Source organism: Mesorhizobium sp. WSM4313, from assembly GCF_002294725.1.
Classification (GTDB): domain Bacteria; phylum Pseudomonadota; class Alphaproteobacteria; order Rhizobiales; family Rhizobiaceae; genus Mesorhizobium.
This window is the reverse complement of the sequence record NZ_NSFT01000001.1, coordinates 255,321-280,168: the sequence shown is the minus strand read 5'-3', so window position 1 is coordinate 280,168 and position 24,848 is coordinate 255,321. Positions and strand designations below refer to the sequence as shown.

The 24,848-nt window shown below is 65.0% G+C and carries 22 protein-coding genes; 10 read left to right on the top strand and 12 right to left on the bottom strand.

Annotated elements, in window-relative coordinates; all coding sequences use genetic code 11:
* Positions 1 to 116 precede the first annotated feature (116 nt).
* Positions 117 to 617, bottom strand: coding sequence for a (2Fe-2S)-binding protein (locus CK219_RS01420; protein ID WP_095764993.1), 501 nt, complete (start codon positions 615 to 617; stop codon positions 117 to 119).
* 262 nt (positions 618 to 879) lie between these two features.
* Between CK219_RS01420 and CK219_RS01415 the strand changes: the two genes are divergently transcribed.
* Positions 880 to 2,064: an FIST N-terminal domain-containing protein gene (locus CK219_RS01415; RefSeq protein WP_245340363.1), complete on the top strand. Its 1,185-nt coding sequence runs from the start codon at positions 880 to 882 to the stop codon at positions 2,062 to 2,064.
* Positions 2,065 to 2,070: 6 nt separating this feature from the next.
* A complete protein-coding gene (locus CK219_RS01410; RefSeq protein ID WP_095764991.1) occupies positions 2,071 to 3,408 on the top strand; it encodes a hybrid sensor histidine kinase/response regulator in 1,338 nt (445 codons plus the stop codon).
* Between the two features lie 10 nt (positions 3,409 to 3,418).
* Here CK219_RS01410 and CK219_RS01405 read toward each other — a convergent pair whose 3' ends face one another.
* Positions 3,419 to 4,102: a response regulator transcription factor gene (locus tag CK219_RS01405; protein ID WP_095764990.1), complete on the bottom strand. Its 684-nt coding sequence runs from the start codon at positions 4,100 to 4,102 to the stop codon at positions 3,419 to 3,421.
* A gap of 204 nt (positions 4,103 to 4,306) precedes the next feature.
* Here CK219_RS01405 and CK219_RS01400 point away from each other — a divergent pair, with 204 nt between their 5' ends.
* The 3 genes from CK219_RS01400 (at position 4,307) to CK219_RS01390 (ending at position 6,817) form a co-directional block, all read left to right on the top strand.
* Positions 4,307 to 5,005 (top strand): fumarylacetoacetate hydrolase family protein, encoded by a 699-nt coding sequence (locus tag CK219_RS01400; RefSeq protein WP_095764989.1) that lies wholly within the window; start codon positions 4,307 to 4,309, stop codon positions 5,003 to 5,005.
* The gene (gene maiA, locus CK219_RS01395) at positions 5,002 to 5,652 is read left to right on the top strand and encodes a maleylacetoacetate isomerase (RefSeq protein ID WP_095764988.1); all 651 of its coding nucleotides are present in this window, start codon (positions 5,002 to 5,004) and stop codon (positions 5,650 to 5,652) included. Before CK219_RS01400 ends, maiA begins: the two co-directional genes overlap by 4 nt.
* Positions 5,653 to 5,776: 124 nt before the next feature.
* Entirely contained in the window at positions 5,777 to 6,817 is a 1,041-nt protein-coding gene (locus CK219_RS01390) for a zinc-dependent alcohol dehydrogenase family protein (RefSeq protein WP_095764987.1), read from the top strand.
* A 67-nt stretch (positions 6,818 to 6,884) separates the two neighbouring features.
* On the opposite strand, the gene CK219_RS01385 is transcribed toward CK219_RS01390, so the two are convergent.
* The gene (locus CK219_RS01385; protein ID WP_095765560.1) at positions 6,885 to 7,748 is read right to left on the bottom strand and encodes a DMT family transporter; all 864 of its coding nucleotides are present in this window, start codon (positions 7,746 to 7,748) and stop codon (positions 6,885 to 6,887) included.
* Between the two features lie 102 nt (positions 7,749 to 7,850).
* Between CK219_RS01385 and CK219_RS01380 the strand changes: the two genes are divergently transcribed.
* The gene (locus CK219_RS01380; protein ID WP_095764986.1) at positions 7,851 to 9,269 is read left to right on the top strand and encodes a PLP-dependent aminotransferase family protein; all 1,419 of its coding nucleotides are present in this window, start codon (positions 7,851 to 7,853) and stop codon (positions 9,267 to 9,269) included.
* 17 nt (positions 9,270 to 9,286) lie between these two features.
* On the opposite strand, the gene CK219_RS01375 is transcribed toward CK219_RS01380, so the two are convergent.
* The 3 genes from CK219_RS01375 to CK219_RS01365 all read right to left on the bottom strand — a co-directional run bounded on the left by CK219_RS01375 (position 9,287) and on the right by CK219_RS01365 (position 11,754).
* On the bottom strand, positions 9,287 to 9,784 hold the full coding sequence (locus CK219_RS01375) for a MaoC family dehydratase (RefSeq protein WP_095764985.1): 498 nt from the start codon (positions 9,782 to 9,784) through the stop codon (positions 9,287 to 9,289).
* 180 nt (positions 9,785 to 9,964) lie between these two features.
* On the bottom strand, positions 9,965 to 10,393 hold the full coding sequence (gene phaP, locus CK219_RS01370) for a TIGR01841 family phasin (protein ID WP_095764984.1): 429 nt from the start codon (positions 10,391 to 10,393) through the stop codon (positions 9,965 to 9,967).
* Positions 10,394 to 10,458: 65 nt separating this feature from the next.
* A complete protein-coding gene (locus tag CK219_RS01365) occupies positions 10,459 to 11,754 on the bottom strand; it encodes a DUF445 domain-containing protein (protein WP_095764983.1) in 1,296 nt (431 codons plus the stop codon).
* 200 nt (positions 11,755 to 11,954) lie between these two features.
* Between CK219_RS01365 and rirA the strand changes: the two genes are divergently transcribed.
* Positions 11,955 to 12,416, top strand: coding sequence for an iron-responsive transcriptional regulator RirA (gene rirA / locus CK219_RS01360; RefSeq protein ID WP_095764982.1), 462 nt, complete (start codon positions 11,955 to 11,957; stop codon positions 12,414 to 12,416).
* A gap of 285 nt (positions 12,417 to 12,701) precedes the next feature.
* On the opposite strand, the gene CK219_RS01355 is transcribed toward rirA, so the two are convergent.
* From CK219_RS01355 to hemP, 5 genes are read right to left on the bottom strand one after another with little or no spacing between them, the layout of a single operon-like run.
* Entirely contained in the window at positions 12,702 to 13,490 is a 789-nt protein-coding gene (locus tag CK219_RS01355; RefSeq protein ID WP_095765559.1) for a heme ABC transporter ATP-binding protein, read from the bottom strand.
* A gap of 7 nt (positions 13,491 to 13,497) precedes the next feature.
* A complete protein-coding gene (locus tag CK219_RS01350; RefSeq protein ID WP_095764981.1) occupies positions 13,498 to 14,595 on the bottom strand; it encodes an iron ABC transporter permease in 1,098 nt (365 codons plus the stop codon).
* Between the two features lie 6 nt (positions 14,596 to 14,601).
* Positions 14,602 to 15,495 carry a hemin ABC transporter substrate-binding protein gene (locus CK219_RS01345; protein WP_095764980.1) on the bottom strand — a complete coding sequence of 298 codons (894 nt, stop codon included), beginning with the start codon at positions 15,493 to 15,495 and terminating at the stop codon, positions 14,602 to 14,604.
* Positions 15,496 to 15,509: 14 nt separating this feature from the next.
* Positions 15,510 to 16,571: a hemin-degrading factor gene (locus tag CK219_RS01340; RefSeq protein WP_095764979.1), complete on the bottom strand. Its 1,062-nt coding sequence runs from the start codon at positions 16,569 to 16,571 to the stop codon at positions 15,510 to 15,512.
* A 46-nt stretch (positions 16,572 to 16,617) separates the two neighbouring features.
* Positions 16,618 to 16,824 carry a hemin uptake protein HemP gene (gene hemP / locus CK219_RS01335; RefSeq protein ID WP_095765558.1) on the bottom strand — a complete coding sequence of 69 codons (207 nt, stop codon included), beginning with the start codon at positions 16,822 to 16,824 and terminating at the stop codon, positions 16,618 to 16,620.
* 289 nt (positions 16,825 to 17,113) lie between these two features.
* On the opposite strand from hemP, the gene CK219_RS01330 reads away from it, so the two are divergent.
* The 3 genes from CK219_RS01330 (at position 17,114) to CK219_RS01320 (ending at position 20,808) form a co-directional block, all read left to right on the top strand.
* Positions 17,114 to 19,240, top strand: coding sequence for a TonB-dependent hemoglobin/transferrin/lactoferrin family receptor (locus tag CK219_RS01330; RefSeq protein WP_095764978.1), 2,127 nt, complete (start codon positions 17,114 to 17,116; stop codon positions 19,238 to 19,240).
* Positions 19,241 to 19,486: 246 nt separating this feature from the next.
* Entirely contained in the window at positions 19,487 to 20,449 is a 963-nt protein-coding gene (locus tag CK219_RS01325) for a TonB family protein (RefSeq protein WP_095764977.1), read from the top strand.
* Positions 20,450 to 20,493: 44 nt separating this feature from the next.
* A complete protein-coding gene (locus CK219_RS01320) occupies positions 20,494 to 20,808 on the top strand; it encodes an antibiotic biosynthesis monooxygenase (RefSeq protein WP_095764976.1) in 315 nt (104 codons plus the stop codon).
* A gap of 348 nt (positions 20,809 to 21,156) precedes the next feature.
* Here the strand turns inward: CK219_RS01320 and putA are convergent, their stop codons facing one another.
* Positions 21,157 to 24,765 carry a bifunctional proline dehydrogenase/L-glutamate gamma-semialdehyde dehydrogenase PutA gene (putA, locus tag CK219_RS01315; RefSeq protein ID WP_095765557.1) on the bottom strand — a complete coding sequence of 1,203 codons (3,609 nt, stop codon included), beginning with the start codon at positions 24,763 to 24,765 and terminating at the stop codon, positions 21,157 to 21,159.
* Positions 24,766 to 24,848: the final 83 nt, after the last annotated feature.

Here is a 24,848-nt window from a genome sequence, read left to right as displayed (position 1 = left end):
GAATTTAGGGGAGTAGTGAGTAGCGAATAGTGAGTAGGAAAAGATTGGAGTACGGGTCGGTCACAGAGACGCCGACCATTCGCTACTCACTATTCGCCACTCACTACTCACTCATCTCACGCTGCCTGCTTCGCCTTGCCCTTGGCGCCCTTCGACATCGCCGCCGATGCGGCGAGGATCGCCTTCACGATGTTGTGGTAGCCCGTGCAGCGGCAGATATTGCCGTCGAGCTCGGCGCGCACGATCGCTTCGTCGAGGCCTTGCGGGTGGCGCGCGATCATATCGGTCGCGGCCATGATCATGCCCGGCGTGCAGAAGCCGCATTGCAGCCCGTGATGCTCCTTGAACGCGGCCTGAACCGGATGCAGCTCGGCACCGTCGGCCAGCCCTTCGATGGTGACGATGCTCGAGCCCGAAGCCTGAACGGCGAGCATGGTGCAGGACTTCACCGCCCGGCCGTCGACATGCACGACGCAGGCGCCGCATTGCGAGGTATCGCAGCCGACATGCGTTCCGGTGAGGCCGAGATGTTCTCGCAGGAAATGCACCAGCAACGTTCGGTCTTCGGTACTACCGCTGACCCGTTTCCCATTCACAGTCAACGACACGTCCGACATGCAGCCTCCCTGGGTATTAACCTTGGTCCTCGCCCTGCCGATGCCGTGCCTGTGCTTCGGCAGCGCGCTATTTGCGTACCGTACAACGGGCAAAACAGTGCTGCCAGCGCTGCGCCCCTTGTACTTTCGGTCATGGCCGACAAGCTGTTGAGCATGCCGCCCGGCCCATTGCCAAATCAGGGATTGAGGGCAAAGATGCCCTCGACGCGAAGCGTGCCTGACACGCATAAGAAAAGACACGCATAATCAGCGTTGGAGGAAATTGCGGAGAAGGCGGCTGGCCAGTTCTAGCACACGCTACGCATCGGGCCTTTCGGCGCTCACCACGGATGAGCCCGACCCGAATGTTTTTGCTCGGGCCATCGCGGCCGAAGCCGCAATCGTCGACGCCGGCTTCGCGCTTTTGTTCTTCTCCCAGAGCCTGGTCGACGCGGCAGCGCTCGCGCAGGCGTTGAAGGCACACGCGCCGTCGCTTGCCTATGCCGGCTGCTCGACCGCCGGCGAGATCACGCCGCAGGGGCTGGAGGAAGGACATGTCCTTGCCCTGCTTCTGCCGTCGGCATCGTTTTCGACCGTCGCCACCATGGTCGAGAACCTCTCCTCGTCGGGCATGGACCGGATCACCGGCGAGGTCGCCTCGCTGCGGCGCCTGCTGCGCGGACGCGCCGGCCAGGACCGGGCCAAGAACATATTCGCGCTCTGCTTCATCGACGGACTGTCCTATGCGGAGGAAGCGGTGACCTCGGCCATCCACTGGGGACTGGACGACATTCCGCTGATTGGCGGCTCGGCCGGCGACGACCTGAAATTCGAGACGACCAGGCTGATCGCCAACGGCACGGTCGCGTCCGACAGCGCCATCGTCGTGCTGGTCGCGACCGAGATCCCTTTCCACGTCTTCAAGACCGATAATTTCATTCCGACCGACGAGAAGCTGGTGGTGACGGCGTCCGACCCGGACCATCGTGTCGTGCGCGAGTTCAATGCCACCAACGCAGCGGAAGAATATGCCGCCTCCGTCGGCATCGTCCCGCAGACGCTGACGCCGCTGAGTTTTGCCTCGCACCCCGTGGTGGTGAAGGTCGGCGGCGAATATTATTGCCGCTCGATCCAGCGCATGCATCCAGACGGCTCGCTGTCCTTTTTCTGCGCCATCGACGACGGCGTGGTGCTTTCCATAGCTCAGCCCAAGAACATGGTCGAAGCGACGCGCACCGCTCTCCAGGACGTCGAGCATCGGCTTGGCGGCATCGACATGATCCTCGGTTTCGACTGCGTGCTGCGCCGGCTCGACGCGCGCAACCGCCAGGTTTTTCGCGATATCTCCGAGCTCTATCGGACCAATAAGGTGATCGGCTTCGGCACCTATGGCGAGCAGTATCGCTCGATGCACCTCAACCAGACCTTTACCGGCATCGCCTTCGGCGAGCGCCAGGCGGCCGAGTGAGCGCCGATGCCGCTTCGCGACATCGACGACCTCGAAAAGCTGAAGAAGATCAACGCCGCGCTGGTCAGCCGCGTCGAGCGCTCGATGGACCAGCAGGGCAACGCCTTCTCGCTGTTCCAGACCGCGATCTCGCTGGAAAACCGGGTGCGCAACCGCACCGAGGAACTGCACGCGACGCTGCGCCGGCTCGAGCAGTCGAACATAGACCTCAGCGCGGCGAAGGAGAGCGCCGAGCTGGCGAACCTCTCCAAGACCAGGTTCCTGGCCGCAGCCAGCCACGATGTGCTGCAGCCGCTGAATGCCGCGCATCTGTCGGTCTCGGCGCTGGCAGAGGTCCAGGCCAGCGATGAAGGCAGGAAGCTGGTGCGCCAGGTCGAGCGCTCGCTGGAGACGATGGAAGACCTGCTGCGCACGCTGCTCGACATCTCCAAGCTCGACGCCGGCGTGGTGCAGCCCGAGATCGGCGACGTCAGCCTGGAAGCGCTGTTCTCCTCGCTGCGCTCGGACTTTCTTCCCGGGGCGGAAAAGAAAGGCCTGTCGCTTAAATTCCGGCCCGTCAATGTCGCGGTGCGTTCCGACCGCACGCTGCTCAGGCGTATCCTGCAGAACATCCTCTCCAACGCGCTGCGCTACACCCGCTCCGGCGGTGTGCTGGTCGGCACAAGACATCGCGGCGACACCATCCGCATCGACGTCGCCGACACTGGCTGCGGCATCCCCGAGGACCAGCGCGAGGCGGTGTTCGAGGAATTCCACCGCGGCACGTCCACACTTGCCGACGCCGGGCTCGCCGGCGGGCTCGGGCTCGGCCTCGCGATAGTGCGCCGCATGGCGGCCGCCCTCGGCCACCCGGTGACCTTTTCCTCCAAGGTCGGGCGCGGCACCATCTTCCATATCGACGTGCCGGTCGGCATGGCCGCGGCCGAACCGGCGATGGCCGCCGCCGACATGGAGCGGCCGCGCGGCTACGGCCTGTTCGGCACCAAGGTGCTCCTGGTCGAGAACGACGCCGACGTGCTCTCGGCAATGACCTCGCTGCTCGAGCGCTGGCAATGCCTGGTGCGCGCCGCGACCTCGACCGACGATGCGCTCGACCTGCTCGGCGACACCGCTTGGGTGCCCGACATCATCATCGCCGACCAGCATCTCGACGGCGGCGACCTCGGCACGTCAACGATAGCCGAAGTGCGCGACTATCTCGGCCGGACCGTGCCGGCGCTGATCGTCACCGCCGACGGCTCCGAACCCGTCGCCAAAGCCGCCCGCGCCGCCGGCATAGAGCTGATGCGCAAGCCGCTGAAGCCGGCGCAACTACGCGCGCTGCTGGCGCATTTGCTGGCTTAGAAATACCGCCTCAAAATCCCGCCTGATCCCGAAACAGTTCCGCATTGTCGAGCTTCGACACCTCGATCACCGCTTGCGTGCGGCTGTAGACGTTGAGCTTGCGCAAAATCTCCGAGACATGCGCCTTCACCGTGGTTTCGCCCACCTGCAGCTCGTAGGCGATCTGCTTGTTGAGCATGCCCTGGCGCAGCATCTGCAGGACCCTCAGCTGCTGCGGCGTCAGCTTGGCCAGACGCTGCACCATGTCGGCGCGGTCGGTGCTGTCGGGCTCCGGCGGCTGGCTCTCATAATTTTCCGGCACGTAGACAGCGCCATCCATCACCGAGCGGATGGCAGCGGCGAGATCGCTCTTCCGGGCCGATTTCGGGATGAAGCCGGCCGCGCCATAGGACAGCGCCTCGGAGATGATTTTCGGCTCCTCATAGCCCGACACGATCACCACCGGCAGCCGCGGATAGCGGGTCCTGAGCTGCAGCAGGCCCTCGAAGCCATGCACGTCGGGCATGCTGAGATCGAGCAGCGCGAGGTCGAACGGCTTGGCATCGGCGAGGAGCTCGATCGCTTCCGCGATCGAACGCGCCTCGACCGTGTCGACGTCCGGATAGGCCATCTGCACGGCACTGTGCAGCGCCTCGCGGAACAGCGGGTGGTCGTCGATGATCAGAAAGCGGGCGCGGTCGCTGACGGTGGTCATTGCACGGGTTCAGGCATCGGTTCGATTTCGGCCGGTACAGGATAGTCCTGTGACCATGGCCAGATTATTGGCAAATAGTATACGCCAAATGATACGGCGCATTGTCGCTGACGACAGGCCGATGTGCCGGGACGCCCCCAGTCTTGCCCGCCCGGCAAAATCGGCGGAAGGTGGGCACGATTCACGCCAACACAGAGAAGAACCATGCCAGAATTCGTCCTTCCGCCGCCGGCGATCGCCTCGGTTGCCGTCGCAGGCTCGGCGGAGCGGTTTGCCGTGCGCCGCATCTTCTGCGTCGGCCGCAATTACGCTGCGCATGCGCGCGAGCTCGGCAATGACGAGCGCGACCCGCCCTTCTTCTTCACCAAGCCGGCCGACGCGGTGGTCGACAGCGGCGCCGAGATCCCCTACCCGCCGCTGACCTCGAACCTGCACCACGAGATCGAGCTTGTCGTCGCTATCGGCAAGGCCGGCGTCCATATTCCGCGCACCGATGCACTCGCCCACGTCTGGGGCTACGGCGTCGGCGTCGACCTGACCCGCCGCGACCTGCAGGATCAGGCGAAGAAGGCGGCGCGTCCCTGGGACTGGTCGAAGGCCTTCGACCACTCCGCGCCTTGCGGTCCGCTGGTTGCGGCCGCGAAATCGGGACATCCGCAGAAAGGCCGCATCTGGCTCGCCGTCAACGGCGCGGTGAAGCAGGACGGCGACCTTGCCGAGCTGATCTGGCCGATCGCCGACATCGTCTCGATCTGCAGCGAGGCGGTCGAGCTCAAGCCGGGCGACCTGATCTTCACCGGCACTCCGGCGGGCGTCGGCGCGGTCCAGGCCGGCGACAGGATCACCGGCGGCGTCGACGGCATCGGCGAGATCGAGGTCACCATCGGGCAGCCGAGGCGATGAGCGACCTCGTCCTCCACAATTACTACCGCTCCTCCACCTCCTACCGGGTGCGGATCGCGCTGGCGATGAAGGGGCTGGAGTATACCTATGTGCCGCATCATCTGCGCCATGGCGAGCATCTCGAGCCAGCCTATCTCGCCGTCAATCCGCAAGGGCTGGTGCCGGCGCTGGTGCTGCACGGCGGCAGGCTTTTGACGCAATCGCTGGCGATCATCGAATATCTCGACGAGATCCAGCCGGAGCCGCCGCTGCTGCCGAAGGATGCGCTGGGTCGGGCACGAGTGCGGATGCTGGCGCAGATGATCGCCTGCGACATTCATCCCGTGAACAATCTGCGCGTGCTGACCTCGCTGCGCAGTTTGTTCGGCGCCGGCGACGAGGACGTCGTCAACTGGTTCCGGCACTGGGTGAACGAAGGCTTCCAGCCGCTTGAAAAGATTCTCGCCTCCTCGCCTGAGACCGGCACCTTCTGCCACGGCGATGCGCCTGGCCTTGCCGACATCTGCCTTGCCGCGCAGGTCGCCAACAATGCCCGCTTCGGCGTCGACATGGCGCCCTATCCGGTGATTGCGCGCATCAACGCCGCCTGCATGGCGCTGCCGGCGTTCCAGAAGGCCGCGCCGCAGAACCAGATCGATGCCGAGTAGCCCGGCTTAGCGCCCTACCTTGGCGTCAGCGTCCAAAATGCAAGCGCCATCACTGGCAGAATCGATTTCCGGTCGACCGCTCGCGGAATCGGCTATCGTCATCTCAAAACGTGGGAGTTTGCCGATGAAAGCCGTCGTGTTCGAGAAATTCGGCGAGGCGCCGACGATGCAGACCGTGCCCGATCCGAAGCCCGCCCCAGACGGCGTGGTCATCAAGGTCGAGGCTACCGGCCTGTGCCGCAGCGACTGGCACGGCTGGATGGGCCATGATGACGGCATCACGCTGCCGCACGTCCCCGGACATGAACTGGCTGGCGTCGTCGTCGCCGCCGGCAAGCAGGTCGGCCGCTGGAAGGCCGGCGATCGCGTCACGGTCCCCTTCGCCGTCGGCTGCGGCCGCTGCTTCGAATGCACTTCGGGCAACCATCAGGTCTGCGAGCATCAGACACAGCCGGGCTTCACCGGCTGGGGCTCATTCGCCGAATATGTCGGCATCGAGCATGCCGACACCAACCTCGTGCGCCTGCCGGAGGAGATGGAATTCGCCACCGCAGCCAGCCTGGGCTGCCGCTTCGTCACTTCGTTCCGCGCCATCGTCGACCAGGGCCGGGTGACGCCGGGCGAATGGGTGGCGGTGCATGGCTGCGGCGGCGTCGGCCTCTCGGCGATCATGATCGCCAGCGCCATGGGCGCCAATGTGATCGCCATCGACCTCACCGACGAGAAGCTGGAATTCGCTAAAAAGATCGGCGCGGTCGCGACCATCAATGCCTCGACGACGCCGAACGTCGTCAAGGCCGTCAAGCAGATCACCAATGGCGGCGCGCATATGTCGATGGACGCGCTCGGCCACCCGACCACCTCGTTCAACTCGATCGCCAATCTGCGCCGCCGCGGCCGTCATGTTCAGGTCGGCTTGATGCTGGGCGAGCATGCCCGGCCGCAGGTGCCGATGGACAAGGTGATCGCCTTCGAGCTCGAAATCCTCGGCAGCCACGGCATGCAGGCCTACCGCTACAACGCGATGATGGAGATGATCCGCACCGGCAAGCTGAAGCCCGAATTGCTGGTCGGCAAGAAGATCAGCCTCGAGAAAGCGCCCGCCGCGCTGATGGCGATGGGCGGCTTCGAGGGCATCGGCATCGGGGTGGTGACGAAGTTCTGAGCAATTCCAGGAAAAGTGTGAAACGGTTTTCCGTCCGGAATAGCGTCAAAACAAATCCGTAGGCGCTTTACCGCGCGAACTTCTTCGCCCCGAACACGCAGGCCACCACGCCGAGCGTCACGACCACCATCAGCGGGCTGACTTGCTCATGCAACAGACTCGCCGCCAGCGCCAGGCCGAAGAAGGGCTGCAGCAGCTGCAGCTGCCCGACGGCGGCGATGCCGCCTTGTGCCAGGCCGCGATACCAGAACACGAAACCGATCAGCATGCTGAACAGCGAGACATAGCCGAGACCGATCCAGGCGGCCGAACCGATGGCGGCGAAGGATGGCGGCAGTGTCGCGAAGCTCAACGCCAGCGTCACCGGCAGCGACAGCGCCAAGGCCCAGCAGATCACCTGCCAGCCGCCGAGCTTGCGCGACAGCTTGGCGCCTTCCGCATAGCCCAGACCGCAGACGATGATGGCGCCGAGCATCAGGCCGTCGCCGACCGGCGACGCGGTCACGCCTTGCGCCAGAGCGAAGCCCGCCACTAAAGCGCTTCCCAGGCACGAGAACAGCCAGAAAGCCGGGCGCGGACGGTCGCCGCCGCGCAGCACGCCGAAGATCGCAGTCGCCAGCGGCAGCAGGCCGACGAAGATGATGGAATGCGCCGAGGTGACATGTTTCAGCGCCAGCGCCGTCAGCAACGGGAAGCCGACCACGACACCCAGCGCCACGACGACGAGCGAGATCAAGTCGCTGCGCTCCGGACGCTTCTCGCGAAACAGCAGCAGCATCGCAATCCCGAGCAGACCTGCAATCGCCGCCCGGGCCGCCGTCAGGAAGGTCGGGTCGAAATCCATCACCGCCACCCGCGTCGCCGGCAGCGACCCGCTGAAGATCAGCACCCCAATGAAGCCGCTGAGCCAGCCGTCGAAACTCTTTTCCATGATCCGCTCCGTTTGCGCTTCCGTACCGGCGCGGGCCATGGTGTTGCCAGATACAATGGAGTACAATTCTACAAAACTGTAATGGTCTACTGAGAAGTACAGATGGACGCATCAGGCCCAAATGCCAGTGGCGCCACCCTCGTCGAAACCGTCATGACGGCAATCCGCCAGCGGATCGCGGCGCGCACGCTGACGCCCGGAGCCCGCCTGCCGTCGATACGGGCCATGGCCAGATCCATGCAGGTTTCAAAATCGACCGTGGTCGAAGCCTATGAGCGCCTTGCGGCGGAAGGCACGATCCGTTCGCGGCCTGGCTCCGGCTTCTACGCCGCCGGCCAGCTCGCACCATTGTCGCTCGCCGAGATCGGCCCACGGCTGGACCGAGCCGTCGACCCGCTCTGGGTGTCGCGGCAATCGCTCGAAGCCGGCGAGGAGATGCTGAAACCCGGCTGCGGCTGGCTGCCGGCGTCCTGGATGCCGCAGGCCGCCTTGCGCCGGGCGCTGCGCAGCGCAGCCCGCGCGGACGACGTGACGCTTGCGGACTATGGCACGCCGCTCGGTCTGCCGCCGCTGCGCCAATTGCTGGCAAGGCGCATGGCCGAGCATGGCATCGAGGTCTCGCCGGACCAGATTATGCTGACCGACTGCGGCACCCAGGCGATCGATCTTTTGTGCCGCTTCCTGATCGAGCCCGGCGATGCGGTCCTGGTCGACGACCCCTGCTACTTCAACTTCCATGCGCTGCTGCGCGCGCATCAGGCCAAGGTTGTCGGCGTGCCTTACACGCCTTCGGGGCCGGACATCGAGCTATTCGCCGAGGCGATCGCCGAGCACCGGCCGCGCCTCTACATCACCAATTCTGGCATCCACAACCCGACCGGCGCGATCCTGTCGCCGGTCACCGCGCATCGGCTTTTGAAGCTCGCCTACCAGGCGGATCTCACCATCGTCGAGGACGATATCTTCGCCGACTTCGAGCACAGCCACGCCCCAAGGCTCGCGGCCTTCGACGGGCTGCAGCGCGTGGTGCAGATCGGCTCCTTCTCCAAGACGCTGTCGGCCTCGGTGCGCTGCGGGTTCATCGCCGCGCCACCCGACTGGATGGAGGGCTTGACCGATCTCAAGATCGCTACGACATTCGGCGGCACCCGGCTGACGGCCGAACTGGTGCTGACCCTGTTGAAGGACGGAAGCTATCGCAAGCATATCGAGCAGTTGCGCACGCGCCTGTCGCGCGCCATGGCCGAGACAGCCGGCAGGCTGAAGGCGATGGGTATCGTGCCTTGGATCGACCAGCCTGCAGGCATGTTTCTCTGGTGCCGCCTGCCCGACGGCATCGAGGCCGCCGACGTCGCACGCCATGCGCTTTCGGATAATCTCGTGCTGGCGCCCGGCAACGCCTTCAGCCTCTCGCACACCGCCGCCCGCTTCATGCGCTTCAACGTGGCCCAGTGTGCCGACGAACGCATTTTCCAGGTGCTCGAAAAGGCGATAGCCGTGTCTCGTCGCAAGGCCGCGTAGTCCAGTCTCGGCAGGCCTTACGCCCCTGCCCGCTTGCGGCGCTCATACATCATCACCAGCGTTTCGGCGGTCAGCGCCGGCTTCTGCTCGCCTTCGATCTCGACGGTGTTGGCCGCCTTCATCAGATACTGGCCGGGACCGCGGTCCTCCATGGAAAGCAGCGTGGTGCGCAGCCTGATCCGCGCGCCGGCCTTGACCGGCGCCAGGAAGCGCACCTTGTCGAAGCCGTAGTTGAAGGCGGCCTGGGTGTTTTCCGGCACGATGCCCATCTCCAGCGCCAGCGCGCCGATGATCGACAAGGTCAGGTAGCCATGCGCGATCGTGGTGCGGAACGGGCTCTGCCGTTTCGCCCTTTCCGGATCGACATGGATCCACTGGTGGTCGCCCGTGCATTCGGCGAACTGGTCGATGCGCTGCTGGTCGACCGTCGTCCAGTCGGACACGCCGAGCTCCTGCCCGGACATCGTGCGCAACTGCTCGAAGGTCGGCGGCGTTCTCGGCCGTGTTTCCGTCATTCCGGCTTTCCCATCACTCTTGCCTGTCTCCCGACCATGAAGCGGCGGCCTCTGTCAATTCGCCGCCCCGCGATTTTCGCCGGTAGAGTTGATGCTTTGGGGCAGGCCGAGAACGCTCGGACACCTGCGCCGGTTGCATCGCATGTCGGTCAGTGATGGGGTCCGAAATCGCCAGGTAGCCTATTTCTTTTCGTAGCCGGCGCGGATTTCCGCCATCGCATCCCGGATCCGGTCGCGCAGGATCTCGACCGATTCGGTGCTGGATTTGCGCACAAGGTCGGCCACTTCGCTGGCATTCTTCAGCGTCGTCTCGAACGACCTGCGGGCAAACTCCGCCTGCTTGCTCATCAGGTCCTGCGGATTGCCGGGCGTCTGATAGTTCTGCGCCATCCGCGTGATCTCATGCATGGCATTCTGGACCATCTCATGCTGCCTCGCCAGCACCGAGGATGCGCCGGCCGCACTTGCCCTCGCCGATTTTTCCAGGGCTTCGAGGTTTTTGCGGTGATGGTCGAGGATCGCCTGGACGTCGACATTCGGCAGCTTGAGGTCGCGGCCGAACCTGCTGAACATGTCGAGGAACGAGTCCGGTTCCGGTTGTCTTGCCATGCCCTGCCTCCCTGCCGGCCGCCATGCGGCGCCCTTGAAGGAGAATAGTGCTCCTTGGGCCAGCGTCAATTGACGAGGAACAGCCGCTCCGCCGTATGGAGCGCCAGCCCGGCAAGCCCGCCGACGATCATGCCGTTGAAGCGGATATATTGCAGGTCCCTGCCGATATTGGTCTCGATCAGCCGCGTCAGCTGCGCCAGGTCCCAGCGCTTGACCTGGTCGGCGATGAATGTCGACACCCCGCTCTTCTGGCTTTCCACGAACGAAGCCAGCGCCACGACAAAACCCTGGTTCATGTCGGCCCTGATCTGGGCGTCGTCGGCCAGATGCCTGCCGACCTCGACGAACATGTTGGCGAGGTGCTCGCGGATCGTCGAATTCGGCGCATTGACGTCCTGCTCGATGAACAGGCGCAGGCTCGTCCACGCATCGCCGGCCAGCGCCCGCACTTCCGGACGGCCGAGGAAATCGCGCTTCAGCTTCTCGGCGCGCCTTGCATATTGTTTCGAGGTCCTGAGCCGCTCGATGAAGCCAAGCACGAAACCGTCGAATTCGGCACGCATCGGATGGTTGGGATCGGCCCGCACCTCGTCGAGCAGCGAGCCTGCCGAAGCGACGATCTTCTTCAGAAGATAGGCGTCGGCGCGAAACAGGTTGAACAGCGACGGCAGTTCCTCGCGGATCTTTTCACGCATCGTCGCCAGGGCCTGCTCGTCGTTGAGGAAACGCCCGACGACCCGGATAAACTCGTCGAAAAGCTTCTGGTGGCGGCGATCGTCGGTCAGCGCTGACAAAAGATCGGCCGCGAGCGGCGCCAGGGGCACCTTCTCGATCTGCTCCAGCATGCGGCTGGTGACGAAGTCACGGAGACCTGATTGTTCCACCGCCGTCAATGTCTGTGGCACCAGGCGTACGACGAACCGCGACAGATCGGAGGCGCGTTCGGCGTCGGCCAGCCAGTCGGCGACCAAAGCGGCGAAATCGACCTCGGCAAGCTTCTCGCGCACCGGCTCCGGCGCCAGGAAATTGGCCTCGATAAAGCGGCCGAGATTGTCGGCGATGCGGTGCTGGTTCTCCGGAATGATGGCCGTGTGCGGGATCGGCAGCCCGAGCGGCCGCCGGAACAGCGCCACCACGGCATACCAGTCGGCGAGGCCGCCGATGGTCGCCGCCTCGGCGAAGGCCGCGACGAAGCCGAGCCACGGATGGCCGCCCTCGAAGGATTTGGCGAGCGCAAAGACGAGGATGCACAGCGCGAGCGCCGCGGCGGCGACGAACTTGGTCCGCCGCAACGCCGAGAGCTTAGCCTTGGCATCGGCGTCGAATCGAACCGGCGCGAGGGCCGAAGCTGACTGTGGCATGGAGAGGCCGTTTCCTGTTTGCACCCGCTTCTATCTAGTGGCTGCGCCGGCAAAACGCTCGTTCGAAGCGCGGGAGCACCAATCTGCGCCGGCATGCACAAAAAGTTGACACGATTATTCAGCTATGTGCCGGTCCAGTCTGGAATTGTTCCAAACTATGGGCCATATTCGGCTTCAAGCTAATATTTCGCGAGGATATCATGCGGCTCACGCGCCAGACCAATTATGCGATGCGCATTCTGATGTACTGCGCCGCTAACACCGAAAGGCTGAGCCGCATCCCCGAGATCGCCGCCGCCTATTCGGTGTCCGAGCTGTTCCTCTTCAAGATCCTGCAGCCGCTGGTCGAGGCCGGCCTGGTCGAGACCGTGCGCGGCCGCAACGGCGGGGTGCGGCTCGGCCGCGCGGCGGAACAGATCAACCTGTTCGATGTCGTGCGCATCACCGAAGAGAGTTTCGCCATGGCCGAATGCTTCGAGAACGACGCAGCCGAATGCCCGCTGGTCGACAGCTGCGCCCTGAATTCGGCGCTGCGCGAGGCGCTCAACGCCTTCTTCGCCGTGCTTTCCCGCTACACGATCGCCGATCTCGTCGCCGCGCGCCCGAATGTGCGCAGCCTGCTCGGCATTGACCTTCTGGAGCAGCGCGCGCCCGCGGCGTGATCGGGCGCTTGCGGCCTGGTTCTCGAGGAAGGCTCGTCAACTTCGTCATCCACGGGCAGAGCGGGAGCGAAGCGGACGCGGCGACCCGAGGATCCATTCCGTTACATCGAACAAAGAATACAGCGATCCAGAAGAGGCACTGGCTCTTTAGGGTCGCTATTTCTGCATCGTCGCGGCGCACGAAGGTCACGGAATGGATTCTAGGGTCTGCGCGCGTCGCTGCGCTCCTTGCTCCGCCCTAGAATGACGAAGTCATGAGCGATGGCGCCCCTCTCGCCGCCAAGCCTACGCCGCCGATTGCGGCAACACGAACGGCATGTTGGCGGCAGGCAGCGCGCCGACCTTCAGCCTGCAGTCGAACACACTCTCGATCAGCTCGTCATTGAGTACGTCCGCCGGCGACCCCGCGGCCGCCAGCTGGCCGCCATGCAGCACAAAAATTCGGTTGGCATACATGGCCGTCAGATTGAGGTCGTGCAGGATCGCTACCACGCCGCCGCCGCGCCGGGCAAAATCGCGCGCGGTGTCCATGATGATGAGCTGGTGCTTGATGTCGAGGCTGGAGACCGGCTCGTCGAGGAACAGATAGCGCGGCCGCCCTTCGAGCACCGGCGCCCACACCTGGCAGAGCACGCGGGCAAGCTGCACGCGCTGCTGCTCGCCCCCGGAAAGCTCCTGGTAGAAGCGGCCGACAAAGCCGTCGAGATCCACCCGCGCCAGCGCCCGCTCGGGCAAACGCGCATCCTCGCCGGGCAGCACGCCGGATCGACCGCCGATCAGGCCGAGGCGAACGATCTCGCGCACGGTGAACGGGAAGGACAGCGTCGTGGCCTGCGGCAGCACCGCGCGCAGCGTGGCTGCCTCGACCGGCTTCATGACCGACAGATCGCGGCCGTTGAGGGTGACGGTGCCGGTATAGGCGAGCTCGCGCGTCAGCGCCTTGAGCAAAGTCGTCTTGCCGGATCCGTTTGGCCCGACGAGGGCTGTTACTTCGCCGGGCCGCGCCGCGAAATCGACATGAGAGACGATGCGCTTGCCGCCGATCGCCACCGTGATGTCGCGCGCTTCGATCATGGCGAACTCATAGATCAACGACGCCGCGCTTGCGCAGCAGGATCCAAAGGAAGAACGGCGCGCCGGCGACCGCGGTGACGATGCCGATCGGCAGTTCGGCCGGCGCGACGATGGTGCGGGCGACCGCGTCGGCGATGAGAAGCAGCGATGCGCCGAGCAGGGCCGAGGCCGGCAGCAAATAGCGGTTGTCCGGCCCGATCGCGAGCCGCAGCACATGTGGCACGACGATGCCGATGAAACCGATGCCGCCGCTGACCGCGACCGAAGCGCCGACCGCCGCCGACACGCCGACGATGGCCGTGTATTTCAGCCGCTGCACCGGAATGCCGAGATGACCCGCGGTCGCTTCGCCCAGCGCCAGCGCGTTGAGGCCGCGCGACAGGAACGGCATCGCCGATAGCGCCAACAAGATCACCGGCCCGATGGTGCCGATCTTCGGCCATGTCGCGCCAGCCAGCGAGCCGAGCTGCCAGAAGGTAAGGTCGCGCAGCTGCCGGTCGTCGGCCATGAAGATGAGGATGCCCGTCAGCGCCATGGCAAGAGCGCTGATGGCGATGCCGGCAAGCAGCATCGTGGCGACCGACGTCCTCCCCTGGCGCGTGGCGATGGCGTAAAGCAGCAATGTCACCGCGAGCCCGCCGAAGAATGCCGCGAGCGGTAAAGCGAGCGTGCCCAGCGCAAGCGTGACGGGCGCAAGCCAGGTCGTGCCGACCACGATGATCGCCACCGCACCGAGACTGGAGCCGGCGGAGACGCCGATCAGGCCGGGATCGGCAAGCGGGTTGCGGAACAGCCCCTGCATCACCGCGCCGCAAACAGCCAGCGCCGAGCCAATCAGCACGCCGAGCAGCACGCGCGGCATGCGGATGTCATAGACGATCAGCCGGTCGCGCGCCGCAAGCGCCGCGTCGGCAGGCATGGTGCTCGTAAACCAATCGCGGATGACGCGGACTGCGGAGGCGTCGGAGGCGCCCGATGTCAGCGACAGGAATACGGAAAGGGCCAGCGCCAGGCACAAGAGCGCTATGACGAACCTTGCCCGGGCCGAGCGGTCGCCATCGGCCGCCATCACCCTACCCGCCCCGGCAATGGAATGTTCGGCCATCGCCACTCAGTCCGCGACCTGGTTGCCATAAAGCGAAACGGCAAGATCGTGGATGGCTTCGGCGGTGCGCGGCCCGAAGCCGAGCAGGTAGCCGCCCCCCATGCTGATCATCTTGCGGTCGGCGCCCGCCGGCGTTGAAGCGACGGCCGGGTTGGCGAACAGCTCCTCTTCCGAGATCGGCGGTCCGCCGCCCTTCATCGTCAGGATGACGTCCGGCCTGGCGCTGACGATCGCCTCGTCGGTCATCGACTTGTAGCCGGAAAAACCCTCGACCGCATTGACCGCGCCGGCTAGCTTGACGATGCCGTCGGCCGCCGTGTCGCTGCCGGCGGCAAGGATCTTGCCGCCCTGCGTCGACAGCACGAACAGCACGCGCTTGCGATCTTTGATCGCAGCCGTCTGCTTTTCGGCCGCCGTCAGCTTCGCGTCCGTCTCGGCGGCGAGCTTCTCCGCCTTGGCCTCGACCCCTAGCGCTTTTCCCACGACGCGGATCTTTTCGAGAATGCCCTCATGATTGTAGTGGTCCGGCACCTCGATGAAAGGCACGCTCGACTTCTTCAGCACGTCGACCGCCTCCTTCGGGCCGCTGCCCTGCAGCGCCAGGATCCCGGTCGGATTGACAGACAGGACACCCTCGGGCGACAGCGCGCGCATATAGCCGACATCCGGCAGCTTCGCCGCCGCCTCGGGATAGCTGCTGGTCGAGTCGCGGGCAACGAGGCGGCCTTCCTCGCCGAGCGCATAGACGATCTCGGTGATCGAGCCGCCTATGGAGACGATCCGCGAGCTGTCCGAAAAGACTGTCATGCCTTCGTCCGCCTTGGCCGGCAGCAGGGCGACGGCAAGCAGGACGCCGAGCATCGGCGCGAGCGCTGCCCGGAAACTGAGAGCAAAGCGCATTGGGTGCTACCTCCTCACGCAGCGGTCGGATTGGAAATGCGGGGCAGGTTCTCGGCGAGAAAACGCCAGTCTTCCCGCTCGCCTTCGCCTTCATGGCGCTTGCCGAAGAACTGGATGATCATGCCGCCATTGGCGTCATAGGCCTCCAGCGAGGTGACATGGCCGTCCTTGGTGGGTTTGCGCACCGCCCAGACTTCGCGGATGTGGTCGGTCCTCAGATGCAGATGGAAAGTCTCGTCGAGCACGTTGAGCCACGGACCCATCGGCTTGACCGACTTGATCGGGCCGGAATGGATCTGGATGCAGCCGCGGTTGCCGACGAAGCACATGATCGGCATCTCGCTTGCCGCAGCGTGGTGGAACATGGCGATGACCGCATCATTGTCGAGCAGCCAGGCATAGTCCTGGCCCACCATGCGCACGGCCTCGCGGCGGCTGAGCTTCAACGTCTTCAGCATGCCGAAGAACTGATGCACGTCGGTAAGCCGGCTCCAGCGGTCGCGCAGATCGCCGATCGAGGCAGCCGCGCCCTGCTCTTCATCCTCTCCTTTCGCGGCGCTTGGAAGGATCGCGACGGTCGGTTCCTGGTTCGACGATTCGAGGCTCGCCACCAATTTCTGGTAAGCGTAGAGATTGGATGCGGGCCTCAGATGCACCTTGTGCACTGCCTCGCCCGCCGCGTCGAAGAACTGCAGGCTGCGGCGGATCTCGCCGCCGTCGCGCTTTTCGACGGCAAAGCCATGCGCCCAGGCCTTCGGGAAGATGCGCAGGTCGATGTTCTCGCCAAGCACCATGGCGTTGTGGTTGCCGGTGACGACCTTGTCGTAGACGCCGATCTTCTCGTGCACAGCGCTTTCGTTCCGGGTCAGCGCCATCACCTCGCCGACCGCCTCGAGGCCGGTCAAAAGGTCGTTGACACGCGGCTCGACACGGACAGTGCCGAAGCCGCAGTGCGCTGCAACCAGTTCCGCTTCCGAAATGCTCAATTGCGCCGAGAGATCGCGCTCCCGCATTTTCGGATTTTCTTCTCGCGCCCGCCGGATTTCCTCCGGCGACGGCTTAACGCGCTGGTCCATTTCGTCCACCCGTAATGTCTGATGTCTGCTCGCCCGCCGGTTCCGATCACTTGTTGAGGATCAGCTTGCCCTGGCGGGTGATCTTCAGGCGGTAGAGAGCGCCATGATGCTCGATGCCGATCTCGTGCTCGCCCTGGAACAGCGTGTTGCTGGAGAGCGTCCTCACCGCCAACGGTACCCTTTCGTAATGCATCTGCGTGTCTTCCGGGCGGCGGACGCGATAGCGGAAATCGTTGGGATTGTGCGTGTTCATCGGGTCGGTCCTTTCCTCTGACGGCCACCTTGGCCGCAGCCTCATAAAATGCCGATTCAATTCTTGACTCTAATAGTCATGTTTACTAGTCGTGCATTACCGGAGTAAATGAGTCAAGATTTAAGACGCCGGATGTGATCAAAAATGCGAGCGAGCCATCGGCCAGCCAGCTGCGAGCCTGAAATCTGGAGTTGGGGCAATGGGGTTGGCGACTTGGGGACGGACAGGCCTTGCAGGCAATAGTGCGGGGCCGGGCTTTCGATCGATTGCAAAGACAATCGCCGCATTGATGGCCGGAGCGGCGGCGATCGCGCTCAGCGCGCCCGCCGCGCAAGCGCAGCAAGCCGCGCAGCCGGCCAACCAGCAGCAGTCCGGTCAGAAAAAGAACGCTGACGAGAAGGCCGCGACCGAAGGGACGCTTCTCGACAAGATCCTCGTCATCAGCCGCACGGGCGAAACGGCGATCCAGTCGCTGGCCTCGGCCAGCCATGTCGACCAGGAGCAGCTCGACCGCCGCATGGCGACGACGCCGAACGAGATGCTGCTCGGCGTGCCCGGTGTCACCGTGCAGGCCGACGCGCGCCGCGTCAGCTCCAGCATCAACATCCGCGGATTGCAGGATTTCGGCCGTGTCGCGGTGATCGTCGACGGCGCAAGGCAGGACTTTCAGCGCTCTGACCACGGCACGCAGTCGACCTTCTATGTCGATCCCGAGCTGATCAAATCCGTCGACGTCATCCGCGGCCCGACCGCCAACACCTATGGCTCCGGCGCCATCGGCGGCGTCGTCTTCTTCGACACCAAGGACGCGGCCGATTTCCTCAAGCCGGATGAGACTTGGGCCGGCTCGCTGACCGGACGCTATGAGAGCAACGGCAAGGGCTGGACCACCAGCGCGACCGGCGCTTACCGGATCAACGAGAACTGGGATGTTCTCGGCAACATCGTCTACCGCGACTACGGCGACTACAAGAACGGCGGCGGCGACACCGTTGCCGGCACCGGTTTCGATGTGCTGAGCGGCCTGGTCAAGACCACCATACGCCCGACCGAAAACAGCGAATTGAAGCTCGGCTGGGTCGGCTCCAAGGACGGTTGGACGGAAACCAGCGGCGGCGTGCCGGCGAATGACGTCGACCTCAAGTCGAACACTTTCACAGCTCGCTACAACATCACCGACGATGCCAGGAGCTGGCTCGACCTCCACATCAACGCCTCCTACAACAGAACCAATCTCGACCTGACGACGCTTACCGCGCAGAACCGCTTCGATCCGGTCACCGGCCTGCCCGTGCTGCTGCCCGCCGGCTCGCTGTCGACCTTCGATGTCGGCACGACCGGCATCGACATCTGGAACACGTCGCGCTTCGAGACGGCGAGCGTCGCCCACGAACTGACCTATGGCGGTGACTGGGTCGGCGACGACGTCGATACCGGCGGCACGGCCGGCGGCGACTCCTTCTACACGCCGTCGGGCAAGCGCAACGTCTCCGGCGCCTACATCCAGGACAAGCTGACTTGGGAGTGGCTCGAGGTCATTGGCGGCCTGCGCTACGACCATTACAGTCTGAAGGACGACACGAATGAGATCTCCGGCGACCGAGTATCGCCACGCATTACGGTCGGCGTCTCGCCCTTCGAAAGCGCAGGTCTGGCCGGCCTGCAGTTCTACGGGACTTATGCGGAAGGCTATCGCTCGCCCTCGCTGACCGAGACGCTGATCAGCGGCAATCATCCGGCCGGCGTCAGCTTCCCATTCCTGCCCAACCCGAACCTGAAGCCGGAGACGGGCAAGACGGTCGAGTTCGGCGTCAATTACAAGCAGAACGACATCATCGAGGGCGGCGACGCGCTGCGGCTCAAGGCAGCCTACTTCCACAACAATGTCGACGATTACATCGACGGCGTGACGCTCTCGCCCTTCGATCCGACCAGCGGTTGCCCGTTCGGCCCGGGCATTCCGATCTGCTTCCAGTACCAGAACTTCGCCAAGGCCAAGATCAATGGCTTCGAGCTGGAAAGCGTCTACGAGGCCGGCTGGGGCTATGCCGGCCTGTCGGCCTCCATCATCGACGGCCACACCATCTCCTATGAAGGCGAGCGCGCCGACCTCGCGACCATCCCCTCCTCGCAGGTGACGGCCCAGCTCGGCCTGCGCTTCCTCCAGGACAAGCTGACCGTCGGCGGCGAGGTCCAGTACAACGGCAAGCCCAAGGGCAATCCGGTTGCCAAGGATTTTACGCTGGTCAACGCCTTCGCCAGCTACCGGGCGACTGATAATCTCAAGCTCGACGTTCGCGCCGACAATCTGTTCGACGTCAAATACACCAACTCGCTCAACGGAAGCACGACCGCCGTCCTCTATGAGCCCGGCGTCACGCTGAAGCTCGCGGCAACGATGCGCTTTGGAGGCTGAGGAATGCTTGACAGCATCGCTTCGTCTGCCGACCTCGGCGCTGGCGATGTCGCTCGGCCTGACGCCGGCGTGGGCCCAGTCCGCGTCGGCTCCGGGTCGAGGCGCTTTCGGCGTATAAGCATGGGATTGCATCCGGCCATTCCGCATGGCGCCGTGGCATGGCCTGCCTCCGGTCCACCGCCATGGGCGGCAACCGATCTTGATTTGACAATTCCTTGTCACGTGCGGCAGGTCTCGGCGCGAGCCATGCAGGACATCAATCACCCTACCGATGCAGGCAGTGAACCGGCGATCAAGCCGGACGCGCCGCTCATGCAGACGCGGCAATCCGCGGGAGACCGCAGATGGGCAGTGGCGATCATCGCCTCCGGCCTGCTCCATGGCGCCGCCGCGGCGGCGTTTCTGATCGCACCCGCGGGGACATTCGATCCTGCGGACGCGATCAGGGCCGAGGGCGCCGACCAGTCCGGCACCAACGTCATCGGCAGCGCCTTGGACGACCAGGCGTCCGGCGCGGTGGATGTTACCCTAGTGCCGGATCCGCAACCGGCAAAACGCCAGTCTGTCCAGCCCGTTCCGCCGGTCGAGGCGCCGCAGCCGGTAAACGAGCAATTGGCGCGCCAGCCTCCGCCGGAAGCCGTCAACGAGCCGGCCTCTACACCAGATATCCTGGCGGCCGCCGCACCGCGCCAGGATGATCAGAGCGTCCCCACGGGCAGCAAGCCGACGCCCGCGATCGAGCCGCAAAGCACACAAGCGCCCCCTGCCGAGCCTGAGCAATCGCCGGTCCCGAGCGCGACATCGAGCGCATCAGCCGCGCCGGCGGGGCCAAGCGAAACCGTTGAACCGCGAGGTACGGCGGATGGCGATACGCGCGACGCGCCGGTCGTCGCCAGCAAGGGCAAGAAACAGGCCGCCGGCAATGCTCTGGAATCCCGCTACAGTGGTGAAATCCAGAAGAAGCTTGCCCGCGCCAACCGTCGCGTTTCCAAATCGATCCAAGCCAAGGCTCGCAACAATGCCAGGGTGGTTTTCGTCGTCGCGGCCGATGGCAGCGTCAGCGACCTGCAGCTCGCAGAAAGTTCAGGGTCCGCCGAGCTCGATCAATTCGCTTTGACTCTGGTGCGCAAACAGGCACCGTTCCCTCCCATTCCACCCGAGACCGGAAAATCGAGCTGGGTGTTCAAGGCGCGGATCGGCCCTTTTTAAAACCTTCGCCATCCCAAGAATTCGTCCATGTCGAAAGGAAGCCGATGTACATCGCCATGAACCGCTTCAAGGTCCAGAACGGCTCGGAAGAAGCATTCGAGAATGTCTGGAAGAACCGCGATTCAAGCCTCTCCGAAATGCAGGGCTTCAGGGAATTCCACCTGCTGCGCGGGCCGGTCAACGAGACCGAGGGCTATACGCTGTTTGCCTCGCACACGGTCTGGGCAAGCCAGGAGGATTTCGTCGCCTGGACGAAATCGGAGAACTTCCGCGCCGCCCATCGCAATGCCGGCGGCTCGAAGGTGCACTATCTGGGCCACCCGCAGTTCGAAGGATTCTCGGTCGTCGAAGGCGCTTGAACATGCCTTTGCCAACGAGACTGTTTCGCGCCAGCTAGTTTCTCGACACAGGGATTCTCAAAGTTGTCGGCGGGTCAATCTCGTCATCCACGGGCGAAGCAGCCGCGAAGCGGCGTCGCGGAGACCCGAGGATCCATTCCGTGACCTTTATCGAAGGGTGCAGCGGAGCAGAATTCTGCACCGCGGCGGCGCTCGAACGTTACGGAATGGATCCTCGGGTCTACGCGCGTCGCTTCGCTCCTTGCTCCGCCCGTGGATGACGATCGCGATGAGCGTTCCGGCCAATCGCCAAGGCATGTAACTGCCTAAGCAGACATAGCCGACTGGCCAAAATCGCCGTACTGGGAACTATGCTGCGGCGAGCAAACTGGCGTTCCCGCCCGCCGCCGTGGTGTCGACGCAGACCGCGCGTTCATGCGCGTAGGCCGCCGGGTTGAGCACCTCGCTGACCAGCGGGACGATCGGCCCGGAGCGCTCGGCAATCACCTTGCGCACGATGCGCGCCGCCTCCGGCGTGCCGGAGAAGGCGACGACATCGACGCGCAGCGAACGCGCCTCGACCGGATCGGGCCGGCCGTCGATCGCCGCCAGCGGCAGGCCCTTGCCGGTCAGCGCCGATAGCGCCGCCGGCGCGCCCGGCGCCACGGCCAGCACGGCATTGCCGGCCGCAAGCGCCTGGATCGTCTGGGCAAGCAGCGTCTCGGCATCCGGACCGAGGCACAGCACTCGGCCACGCGGTGCCAGCGACAGCGTGTTGGCCTCGCCGGTCGGCCCGGGCAGGTCGACCTGGCCGAAATCGAGGCTGGCAGCTGCGGCGATCGCCGCCGCGCCCTTGCCGCGCAGATGCTTCCTCAGGATCGCCACGCGGTCCGGCCGCGTCGACCAGCCGCCCAGCGCCGGATCCGGCAGATTGTCGGCAAGCTCGGTCGCGGTCACCTTGTGGCCTTCCCCAAGCTCGGTGCCGGCCTCAGCCCCCTTGCGGAAGCGGCGCAGATAATGCGGTCCGCCGGCCTTCGGGCCGGTGCCTGAAAGCCCCTCGCCGCCGAAGGGCTGCGAACCGACGACGGCGCCGATCTGGTTGCGGTTGACATAGATGTTGCCGGCATGGATGCCATCGACAAAATGCTGGACACGCCCCTCGATGCGCGTGTGCAGCCCGAAGGTCAGGCCGTAGCCCTTGCGGTTGATGGCGGCGATCACCGCGTCGATCTCGTCGGCGTCGAAGGTCGCGACATGCAGCACCGGGCCGAACACCTCGCGCTCCATCTCCTCGATACCTTTGACCCGGAAGACATGCGGCGCGACGAAACGGCCGCTTGTCGGCGCTTCCAATCTCGCGATCAGCCTGCCTTCCAGCCCCTTCTTCTTGCAATAGTCGCTGATCGACGCTTGCGCCTCATCATCGATTACGGGGCCGACGTCGGTCGAAATCGCCCAGGGATTGCCGACATTGAGCGCTTCCATCGCGCCCTTCAGCATCTCCAGCATTTTCTTCTCGACGTCCTTCTGGACATAGAGAACGCGCAGCGCCGAGCAGCGCTGGCCGGCGCTCTGGAAGGCCGAGGCGAGGATGTCGCGCACCGCCTGTTCCGGCAGCGCGGTGGAATCGACGATCATTGCATTCAAGCCGCCCGTTTCGGCAATCAGCATGGCGTCCGGCGCAGCGGTCTCGGCCAGTTGCCTCTCGATCAGCTTGGCGACCTCGGTCGAGCCGGTGAAGCAGACGCCGGCAATGCGCGGATCGGCCGTCAGTGGCGCACCGACCGAGGCGCCATCGCCCGGCAAAAGCTGAATGACGTCTTCCGGCACGCCGGCCTCGCGAAGCATTTCCACGGCGCGGAAGGCGATCAGCGGCGTCTGCTCGGCCGGCTTCGCGATCACCGAATTGCCGGTGACCAAAGCTGCCGCGATCTGGCCGGTGAAGATCGCCAGCGGGAAATTCCACGGCGAGATGCAGACGATCGCGCCGCGCGCTTGCGTGCCAGCTTCGGCGTTGGCCGCCTCGGCCGCGTAATAGCGCAGAAAGTCGACCGCTTCGCGCACTTCGGCGACGCCGTCGGCCAGCGACTTGCCGGCCTCGCGGGTGGCGAGAGCGAAGAACTCGACCGCATTGGCCTCGTAGAGGTCGGCGGCGCGATTGAGGATCGCGGCGCGCTCGGCAACCGGACGCTTCGCCCAGGCGGGTTGCGCGTCGACGGCGATGCGCACGGCGGTCGCCACCTGCTTGGCTGCCGCCTCATGCACCGTGCCGACGATCTCGTCGGGCTTGGCAGGATTGACGATCTGGCGCGGCTGGCCGTAGCCGGCGGCGCGCGTGACCGGCTTGGCGTGCCAGCGATCCGTTCCGGCGAACGCCGCCCGCGCCTTCTCGATAGCCGCGAGCGTCACCGGATCGGTGATGTCGAAGCCCTTGGAATTGCGGCGCCCGGCGCCGAAGATCGCGGCCGGGCGCGCGATCGCCGGATTGGCGGCCGGCCCCTGCGTCTCGACCACCGCGAGCGGATCGCGCGCGATCTCCTCGGGCTCGACCTCCTCGTCGGTCAACTGGTGAACGAAGGAGGAGTTGGCGCCGTTTTCCAGCAGACGGCGCACCAGATAGGCGAGAAGGTCCGAATGCGCGCCGACCGGCGCATAGATGCGACAGCGCGTGCCCTCGGCCTGCCGCACCGTCTCGTGCAGCGCCTCGCCCATGCCGTGCAGGCGCTGGAACTCGAAGCTGTCGCGGTCCTTTGCCATCGATAGGATGGCGGCAACCGTGTGCGCGTTATGTGTGGCGAATTGCGGATAGATGCGGTCGGTCATCGACAGCAGCTTCTTCGCGCAGGCGAGATACGAAACATCGGTGTTGGCCTTACGGGTGAAGACCGGATAGCCGGACAGGCCGAGCGTCTGCGCCCGCTTGATCTCGGTGTCCCAATAGGCGCCCTTCACCAGCCGCACCATGATTTTGCGATCGTATTTCCTGGCAAGCGCATAGAGCCAGTCGATGGCGAAAGCCGCCCGCGGGCCATAGGCCTGGACAACGACGCCGAAACCGTCCCAGCCGGCAAGTTCCGGCTCTGCCAGCACGCGTTCGATGACGTCGAGCGACAGGTCAAGCCGGTCGGCCTCCTCGGCATCGATGTTGAGGCCCATGCGCGAAGGCCGGGCGGCAAGCGCCAACGACAGAAGCCGCTCGGCCATCACCGGCAGCATCGTCTCGCGCTGCGCCACCTCGTAGCGTGGATGCAGCGCCGAGAGCTTGACCGAAATGCCGTGATTGTAGCGGATGTCGGGACCGTTCGACCCAGCGTCGAGCGAGGAGATCGCGTCGGCATAGGCGCGGTGGTAGCGCAGCGCGTCGGCTTCGGTGCGGGCCGCCTCGCCCAACATGTCGAAGGAATAGAGATAACCCTTCTGCGTCATCGGCCGGCCGCGCTTGACGGCCTCGGCGATGGTGCGGCCAAGCACGAACTGCTCGCCCATCTCGCGCATTGCCGCGGCGACCGCCTTGCGGATCACCGGCTCGCCAAGCCTGCGCACCATGGCGCGCAGCGTGCCTTCGATGCCGCCCTCGCCTTCGTCGAGCACTCGGCCGGTCAGCATCAGCGCCCAGGTCGAGGCGTTGACGAAGATGGAGCTCGAGCCGCCCGAATGCGCCGACCAGTCATGCGGCGCGATCTTGTCGGCGATGAGATCGTCCATCGTCTCGGCATCGGGCACGCGCAGCAGCGCTTCGGCCAGGCACATCAGCGCCACGCCTTCCTTGGTCGACAGGCCGTAGGCCGAGAGGAAGACCTCCATCAGCCTGGGATCGGTCGAGCCGCGCACCGCACGCACCAGATCGGCCGCGCGCACCGAGATCGCCTTGCGCTCTTCGGCTGACAAGCCCGCCGCCGCCGATAGGCGCTTCACCGCCTCGTCTTCGTCGGGCAAATAATTGGCGCGGATCTGCTGGCGGATGGCGTCGAGCGGCATGTCGGGGTCCATGAAAGCGAGCGTGAGCGAACGGTCTGGCGGTCGCCGGACCGAATGGCGCAAGCTAGCACAGCTGCGGATTC